Genomic DNA, 7369 nt, shown 5'->3' on the forward strand with positions numbered 1-7369 from the left:
AAGATCGTCGCCATGTGGCGCGCTCGCCAGACTTGTGATCAATGGCCTGCTGAGCGGCGTACGGACCGTGACGATCGACGTGAGCCGCAGCACCGCCTCAGCGGCAGATCCGTGTACCCGATCAAATGGTGTCGTTTGCCTAGTCGACTCGTCTCGTCGACGGAGGCTCTGGGTTGGACGCGCGTTGACCCAGCGCAGTGTGCCGAGGTTGGAGCCGTGGGCGGTGCCGCGGCGGGCGATGACGGGGGTGATGCCGCGGGCGCGGACGAAGCGGCGGTGGCTGTCGTGGTCGCGGCCGCGGCCGGCGTCGCCGAGCGGCACGGCGACCCCGGTTGCGAGCGCGGCTGCGAGCAGGTGTCGGCGGGTCAGTGCGGTGGTCATCGGTCCTCCTGGGTGTCGGTGGTCTCGACTCGCGCGATGAGCAGCTTCAGGCGCCCGATCTCTTCGGCGAGCGCGGTGTTGCCGGCGGCGGTGAGGGTGATCCAGGTACGGCCGCGCCGTCCGGCGTAGCCCTTCTCGACCTGGACCAGCCCGGCGGTCTCCAGCACGCCTATGTGCTGGGAGAGGTTGCCGGCGGTCAGTTCTAGTTGGGTGCGTAGGTAGCCGAACTCGACCCGGCGGGCCTCGTGCGCGATGGTGAGGATGCCGAGCCGGACCCGCTGGTGCACCACGTCGTCCAGGCCGGTGACCGGATGCGGGGATTCGGTCTCGTCCGGCTCCGGGGTGTCGGCGGGGTCGGTCACCGGGGCCGCCGCAGCCGTTGCGCCAGCGCGAAGCCGGCGCTGCCCAGCAGCAGCACGCCGCCGTTGATGACCAGCTCGGGTATGAACCAGGTGTGCGGACCCCAGTGCGCGCCCCATCCGAAGTTGATCGGCACCAGCACCACCGTCAGGTACCCGATGGTGAACAGCAGCAGCGCGACGTGCCGCTCCAGCCAGGCCAGCACCAGCAGGGCCAACCCGATCGCGCCGGGCGGGTCGAGCAGCCGGGACAGGAACTGGGCGAAGGCGGACGGCTCCTCCGGGTAGGCCAGCGGGTTGAGGCGGACCCACACCGCCGCGAAGGCGAAGCCCAGCCCGACGAGCGCGACGCCGGTGACCGCGTACGGCAGCACCCGGGCGTCCACGCCCCGGGCCCGGGCCACCCGCAGGTACCCGCCGGCGATCACCACGTACGCCAGGACCAGCGCCGCCAACCAGTAGAACGTCACGGTCTGGAACCAGACCTTGCACACCTGGCCGTCCTGCACCGCCTGGCAGTCGCTGACGACGCGACCGTACCGGTACGCCGGGATCGCCCCGAAGATCACCAGGGCCAGCACCAGCAGCGGCAGCCACGTCACCCGCTGGTCAAGACGAACCCGGCGCGCGAGGTCGCGCGCATCAGACAGCAGCCGGCGGGGGTCACCGCCGGCGGGTACCGAGTCAGTGGTCATGCCAACAGGTTTCCATAGCAAACCCGTTTCCGCTAGTACTTGTTTCGGCGGCTGCCGCACAATCAGCCCGCAGCAGTACCAGCCCGCGTGGGTCTCGGCTCCGCGCAAGGGCACGAGACTTTAGTCATCGCACACCGACACCGGGATCAAGATCAGATATCCGCTCATCGGCACATGCGCGCGTCGCCACCCGTCAGACGGCTGCGCTCCACGACGCGCGGCCTGCGGCAGATGCGTGCGTTCGTCGTACAGGAAATCGCGCGGCGCGGGCGCCAGCTCAGGGATGGTCGGGATCTCGGTGCTCGGCCACGAAACGCTCGCCCGTTTCGTCGTCGACGAGCGAGTTGTCGACCAGCCATTCAACCGCCCGCCGCCTCGGCGGCGGCGCCCACGGTCACGCCCGCTCCGGTGCGAAACTGGCGCAGCAGCCGGCCGAGCTGCCGACGCGGACACCCACCGCGAGCCCGACCCCGACGCTCGTTGCCATCCCGTCGATCAGGGCTCCCATCGGGGGCACAACTCAGGCGGCGTTGCTCGGTGCAGCAGGCCGGGTAGCGACGCGAGGAGAAGGAGTTCCTCCAGGCACATCGGGCACTGCCGCAGGTGGGTTTCGAGTTCCTGCCGTTCGAGCGGGCCGAGGGCGCCGATGAGCAGCGAGGCGACCGAGGTCGTGAACGGGCACGGCGGCTCAGCTGTCATGGTGGGCTCCGCGTTGCCGATCGAGCCAGCCCGGCCAGAGCCGCTGGGCGACCTGTAGCGGCAGGCGGCCACCGAGGTGCATGGCTCGGGCCACGCCGCGGTAGCCGGGCGGGAGGCCGGCAGCGATGACGATGTGTCCGATGAGGACCGGTGTGATGAGGTACGTGGCCCAGCGGTGCACCCGCTGCAGCCAGACGAACCAGGGGCCGCCGGTGACCTGTACCAACCCGATGCCGCTGCCGATCAGGGCCACGAACAGCCCGACCATCAGCAGGTTCGCGACCCGTTGTCCCGGGTCGAAGTGGCCCTCGTGCCGGGCGAACCGGCCGGTCACGAGTGCGCCCGGCCAGCGGGCGAACCACCTCAGGTCCCCGCGGTCGTGGCGCAGCGACTCGCGGACGAACGTGCGGGTTGCCCGTACCCCGAGCGTCACCGCGCTGGCGGCCAGTGCCGTCAGCACCCAGCCGGCGTACCGGTGCAGGCTGGTGTCGGCGATCCCGGTCAGCCGAGCGGCAACACTGGGCTGCCCCTCCCGCCCGGCGACCAACCACCAGCCGGTACCCAGCAGGATCAGCACGGTGAGATAGGTGAGTGCGTGAAACCACCGCGTGGCGCGGGAGTAGCGCCGGACGGTGCCTGGGTCGCTGGCCATGGCGTCAGTAGATGTACGGGTTGGAGATCGTGGGTGGCGTCCCCTCGCTTGCGGCGCTGGGCGAGGGTACGGGCCCTCCGCCACTTCCGATGGTGATCGGCGTGGTGGCTTCGGCCCCGGCCGGGGAGTGGTTGGCGTTGCGCAGCGACACGTGCACCGTGTGCTGCCCGGAGGGCGCGTCGGTGATCTGGGTGGTGTTGGACTCGACGATGAGGTAGTCGGATTCGTTGTCGTCGAACCAGATGTGCACGTGGTGCTGGCCAGACTCGCTCGGGCCGAGCGGCGCGCTGCTGTCAACCTTGACGGTGAACGGGGTGGACACGGTAGCGCCGCTGACGGGCTCGACGACGAGGACCGACAACTCGCCGCTGTCGCCCCCGGTCGCGCCGTTCGGTCCGGTGCAGGCGGCCAGTGTGGCCAGCATCGCCACGCCTATCGCAATCTTGAGTCTCATACCAGTACTACCTGCGTCGACCTGGGGAGGGATTTCTCGCCCAGGAGAGATCCCGCAACGACGTGTCGTGCGTAGTACTGAATGTGGGTGTCAGTGACGAGGCTCTGGTCGCTGGGATGGCGGCCGGGGACCCGCAGTCCACGGCGAGCTTCGTGCGCCGCTTCCAGGCCCGGGTATACGGCCTGGCGGTGAGTATCGTCGGGGTCACGGCCACCGCGGAGGACGTCGCCCAGGAGGCGTTCGTGCGGGCGTGGCGGTACGCCGGCGGCTACGATCCCCGCCGTGGCGCCGTGCTGCCGTGGCTGCTGTCCATCACCCGCAACGCGGCAATCGACGCGATACGGCTGCGCCGCGATCGCCCCTACGAGCCGGAGGTGATGGTGGCGCTGCTCACCGCCGCCGAAACCGCCGCCACCACCGCACCGACCGACGAGGTCGCCGACGCCGACCGCATCCGCGTCGCCCTGCGCGAGCTGCCGCCCGAACAGGCCACGGCCGTCGTCCTGGCGATCTTCCACGGACTCACCGCCAAGGAGATCGCCGAGCGACAGGGCCTACCGCTGGGCACCGTCAAGACCAGGATCAGGCTGGGCCTGTCCCGGCTACGCGATCATTTCGAGGTACGTGATGAGTGAGCTGCCACAGTGCCCCGACGTGCGCGGCGTGCTCCCGGAGCTCGCCACCGGTGCGGCCGCTGGGGATGATCGGGCCTGGGCCCTGGCCCACGTGGCGCGCTGCCAGGACTGTCGCCGAGAACTTCACCACCTGACCACGACCGCCGATGCCGTCCTGCTGCTCGCGCCCTCCGTCGATCCCCCGCCGCAGTTCGAGAGCAGCGTCCTCGCCCGGCTGGACGCGGCTCCCGCGCCGCCACCCCGCCGGCGTTTCTTGGCCCGGCGGCGGGTCGTGGCGGCCCTGGCGATCGCGGTCTCCGTGCTGGTCGGCGCCGGCGGCGGGGCGCTGTTCGTCCAGTCACGTACCGCAGAGGACCGGCGCCTAGCCGACCAGTACCGGCAGACCCTCGCTGTCGCCAACGGTCGCTACCTCAAGGCAACCACCCTGACCACTGCCGACGCACGACCAGCGGGCACCGTCTTCCTCTACCAGGGGAACCCGTCCTGGGTGCTGGTCACCATCACCGCCGCGCCCGCCGACGGCCCCTACGCAGCCTTCGCCGTCGACCGTGCCGGCGCCATGCACCCGATCGGCACCTGCCAGGTCACCAACCGCACAGGAACTTACGGATACCAGCTCAGGCTGGCGGTCGCCGAGGTCAGCCAGATCCGCCTCCAGTCGGCCGACGCCGTGCTGACTGGGGCGCTGTTGCGTTAAGCGATCGTCAAGATCACTTGTCGCAAGGCTTCCTGCAAGATCGAGCTTGGGGCCCACAACTCGGTCTACAGGATCGGGACAAAAGGTGTCCTACTGGCAGCCCTATCCAGCAACCGATGGCCGCCCTGCCGCCCGTCTGGGACCTCGTGACGGGAAGATCTGCGGCGCCGAAACGGCGCGATGGCTTAATGCAAGAGCGCCTGCTCGGCTCGCCGGGTCGATGGCAGGCGGGATGGTTCCCTCCGCAACCACCCACGGCCCGGCACCCGCCGACGGTCTTCGGCCCGTACCTGGCGGTGGCGGGCTGGCTGGTCGGCTCCCGGTCGTGGCCGGCCCGCTCTGCCCCTGGCAAATCGGCGATTACCGGGTAATGCGGGTCTTTCCTGACTACGGTATCTGCGGAGGCGATGCCGGTGACGATGGAAGCAGAGCGCACCCTGCGCGCGGAGGAGCTCACCCGACTGGGTGAGCTCGCCGCCCAACTCCGAGTGGACGCGATCCGGTGCAGCACCAGGGCGGGATCGGGGCATCCGACCTCGAGTCTGTCCGCCGCGGACCTGCTCGCGGTGCTGATCTCCCGACACCTGCGTTACCAGTGGACGGACCCGCGCGGTCGGACCAACGACCACCTGATCTTCTCCAAGGGCCACGCCTCGCCGCTGTTGTATGCGGTCTTCAAGGCGGTGGGCGCGATCACCGATCAGGAGTTGGTCGAGACCTACCGCCAGTTCGGGTCGCGCCTGCAGGGACACCCCACGCCGGCCCTGCCCTGGGTCGACGTGGCCACCGGGTCGCTCGGTCAGGGACTGCCCGTCGGGGTCGGGATCGCGCTCGCCGGCCGGTACCTCGACCACCTGCCGTTCCACGTGTGGGCGCTGTGCGGCGACAGCGAGATGGCCGAGGGCTCCATCTGGGAGGCGCTGGACAAGGCCGGCCACTACGGACTGCGCAACCTCACCGCGATCGTCGACATCAACCGGTTCGGGCAGCGGGGTCCGACCGAGTTGGAATGGGACCTGGACACCTACCGCCGCCGGGTCGAGGCGTTCGGCTGCCAGGCGCTCGTCATCGACGGCCACGACCTGGCCGCGATCGACGAGGCGTTCGGCCGGGCGCGGCAGGCGACGGGTCCGACCGTGGTGCTCGCCCGGACGGTCAAGGGCAAGGGGGTGCCGGAGGTCGAGAACCAGCCCGGGTGGCACGGCAAGCCGCTGAAACCCGACATGGCCGAGCGGGCCGTGGAGGCTCTCGGCGGGATACGCCAGATCCGCGTCACCGGGCCGCAACCCGAGTCCGCCCCGCCCGCCGGCGCCCCCGTCGGCGAGCCGCCCACGCTGCCGCGGTACGACAAGGCGGCGAAGGTGGCCACCCGGAACGCGTACGGTGACGCGCTGCGCGCGCTGGGCTCGCGGCCGGACGTGGTCGCCCTAGACGGTGAGGTCAGCGACTCCACCCGCGCCGACAAGTTCGGCGAAACGTATCCCGACCGGTTCTTCGAGATGTTCATCTCCGAACAGCAACTGGTCGCCGCCGCGGTCGGGCTTCAGGTACGCGGCTATCGGCCCTTCGCCTCGACCTTCGCGGCGTTCTTCTCCCGCGCCTACGACTTCGTGCGGATGGCCGGCATCTCCCGGGCCGACATCGCCCTGTCCGGGTCGCACTCCGGGGTGGAGATCGGGACGGACGGTCCCTCGCAGATGGGGCTGGAGGACCTGGCGGCCATGCGCGCCGTGCAGGGGTCGACGGTGCTGTATCCCAGCGACGCCGTGTCCTGCGCGGCCCTCGTCGCGCAGATGGTCGACCGCAAGGGCGTCAACTACCTGCGCACCACCCGAGGCAAGTACCCGGTGCTCTACGACAACGAGGACGCCTTCCCGGTCGGCGGCAGCAAACTGCTCCGCGGCGGCGACGACGACGACGACATCGCGCTGATCGGCGCCGGGGTGACGGTGCACAACTGCCTCGCCGCCGCCGACGAGCTGGCGCGCGAGGGGATCAAGGCCCGGGTCATCGACCTGTACTCGGTCAAGCCGCTGGACCGGGACCGGTTGCTCGACGCCGTCCGGGCCACCGGCGGTCGGCTGCTGGTGGTCGAGGATCACTACCCGGAGGGTGGCGTGGGGTCGGCGGTCCTCGAGTCCCTGGCCGACCTGGCCGAGCCGGTGCGGGTGAAACACCTGGCGGTACGGGGCCTCCCCACCTCCGGTACCCCGACCCAGCTGATGGACCAGGCCGGGATCGGGGTGAGCGCCATCGTCGCGGCGGCACGCGCCGCGGAGGCCCCCGGCCACTGACGCGGCGGGCGCCGTTTCACCCTTGACGCGCGGGTAGACGCAGCATTCGCGGCAGGAGGGGGTTCGAGGTCCGAGCCGATCACCCGTGCCACGCTCGCGACGTTGGCGGAGCGGCTCAGCGGCGGCCAGGCACGGGATCTCGCCGTGCAGCTCCCCGAGGGGCTGCGGGGAGACCTACGCAAGCTCGACGAGGAGGCCGAACCGTTCGAGCTTCCCGAGTTCTTCGAGCGGGTGCGGCACCGCGCTGAACAGGAGCGCTGGCTCGTCGAGATTGAAGGAATCGACCTAACGCTGACCTTCCTCGCTCAGAAACGCCAAGAAGCCCTCCGCAGGCAGCCTGCCGGGCCCGCCTTCCTGGGGCTGCCGGCGATAGGACCCACGCCATGAGTTGCAGGCATGCGCCCCCACCATCCGGATCTCATGGGTTCTGTCGGGTCGGTTCTTGGAGCAGACTCGGCGTCGGTAGCGGCTGGCGGGTCAGCACTCTCCGGATCTGACCCGTG

At 70.4% G+C, this 7369-nt stretch carries 8 protein-coding genes and 2 pseudogenes; 4 read left to right on the top strand and 6 right to left on the bottom strand.

Translation table 11 applies throughout. The annotated features are described in order from the left end of the window. Positions 1-177: 177 nt before the first annotated feature. From ACWD6N_RS36910 to ACWD6N_RS36935, 6 genes and pseudogenes are all read right to left on the bottom strand, one after another. Positions 178-306 (bottom strand): annotated as a pseudogene (locus tag ACWD6N_RS36910) (IS5/IS1182 family transposase); the annotation flags it as partial. 71 nt (positions 307-377) lie between these two features. Continuing rightward, positions 378-743 (bottom strand): transcriptional regulator, encoded by a 366-nt coding sequence (locus ACWD6N_RS36915; RefSeq protein ID WP_354968207.1) that lies wholly within the window; start codon positions 741-743, stop codon positions 378-380. After that, positions 740-1435 carry a hypothetical protein gene (locus ACWD6N_RS36920; protein WP_450006629.1) on the bottom strand — a complete coding sequence of 232 codons (696 nt, stop codon included), beginning with the start codon at positions 1433-1435 and terminating at the stop codon, positions 740-742. The genes ACWD6N_RS36915 and ACWD6N_RS36920 overlap by 4 nt, the downstream gene beginning before the upstream one ends. A gap of 495 nt (positions 1436-1930) precedes the next feature. Next, positions 1931-2134: a hypothetical protein gene (locus ACWD6N_RS36925; RefSeq protein WP_450006631.1), complete on the bottom strand. Its 204-nt coding sequence runs from the start codon at positions 2132-2134 to the stop codon at positions 1931-1933. Then, positions 2124-2786 carry a cytochrome b/b6 domain-containing protein gene (locus tag ACWD6N_RS36930; RefSeq protein WP_450006633.1) on the bottom strand — a complete coding sequence of 221 codons (663 nt, stop codon included), beginning with the start codon at positions 2784-2786 and terminating at the stop codon, positions 2124-2126. Before ACWD6N_RS36930 ends, ACWD6N_RS36925 begins: the two co-directional genes overlap by 11 nt. A gap of 4 nt (positions 2787-2790) precedes the next feature. Then, a complete protein-coding gene (locus tag ACWD6N_RS36935; RefSeq protein WP_450006635.1) occupies positions 2791-3240 on the bottom strand; it encodes a hypothetical protein in 450 nt (149 codons plus the stop codon). Between the two features lie 116 nt (positions 3241-3356). Between ACWD6N_RS36935 and ACWD6N_RS36940 the strand changes: the two genes are divergently transcribed. The 4 genes and pseudogenes from ACWD6N_RS36940 to ACWD6N_RS36955 form a co-directional block, all read left to right on the top strand. Then, on the top strand, positions 3357-3875 hold the full coding sequence (locus ACWD6N_RS36940; RefSeq protein WP_450006637.1) for an RNA polymerase sigma factor: 519 nt from the start codon (positions 3357-3359) through the stop codon (positions 3873-3875). Then, positions 3868-4572 (top strand): hypothetical protein, encoded by a 705-nt coding sequence (locus tag ACWD6N_RS36945; RefSeq protein WP_354968213.1) that lies wholly within the window; start codon positions 3868-3870, stop codon positions 4570-4572. Before ACWD6N_RS36940 ends, ACWD6N_RS36945 begins: the two co-directional genes overlap by 8 nt. Positions 4573-4991: 419 nt before the next feature. After that, positions 4992-6866, top strand: coding sequence for a transketolase (locus ACWD6N_RS36950; RefSeq protein ID WP_450006639.1), 1875 nt, complete (start codon positions 4992-4994; stop codon positions 6864-6866). A 69-nt stretch (positions 6867-6935) separates the two neighbouring features. Next, positions 6936-7253, top strand: a pseudogene (locus ACWD6N_RS36955) (DUF2267 domain-containing protein); the annotation flags it as partial. Between the last annotated feature and the right edge of the window lie 116 nt (positions 7254-7369).

The sequence above is a fragment of the Micromonospora sp. NPDC005163 genome, assembly GCF_053599835.1.

What these genes read in the sequence shown, in the direction of transcription:
- ACWD6N_RS36920 (WP_450006629.1), bottom strand. Translation starts at nt 1,435, where the DNA reads ATGACCACTGACTCGGTACCCGCCGGCGGTGACCCCCGCCGGCTGCTG.
- ACWD6N_RS36925 (WP_450006631.1), bottom strand. Translation starts at nt 2,134, where the DNA reads ATGACAGCTGAGCCGCCGTGCCCGTTCACGACCTCGGTCGCCTCGCTG.
- ACWD6N_RS36930 (WP_450006633.1), bottom strand. Translation starts at nt 2,786, where the DNA reads ATGGCCAGCGACCCAGGCACCGTCCGGCGCTACTCCCGCGCCACGCGG.
- ACWD6N_RS36935 (WP_450006635.1), bottom strand. Translation starts at nt 3,240, where the DNA reads ATGAGACTCAAGATTGCGATAGGCGTGGCGATGCTGGCCACACTGGCC.
- ACWD6N_RS36940 (WP_450006637.1), top strand. Translation starts at nt 3,357, where the DNA reads ATGGCGGCCGGGGACCCGCAGTCCACGGCGAGCTTCGTGCGCCGCTTC.
- ACWD6N_RS36945 (WP_354968213.1), top strand. Translation starts at nt 3,868, where the DNA reads ATGAGTGAGCTGCCACAGTGCCCCGACGTGCGCGGCGTGCTCCCGGAG.
- ACWD6N_RS36950 (WP_450006639.1), top strand. Translation starts at nt 4,992, where the DNA reads ATGGAAGCAGAGCGCACCCTGCGCGCGGAGGAGCTCACCCGACTGGGT.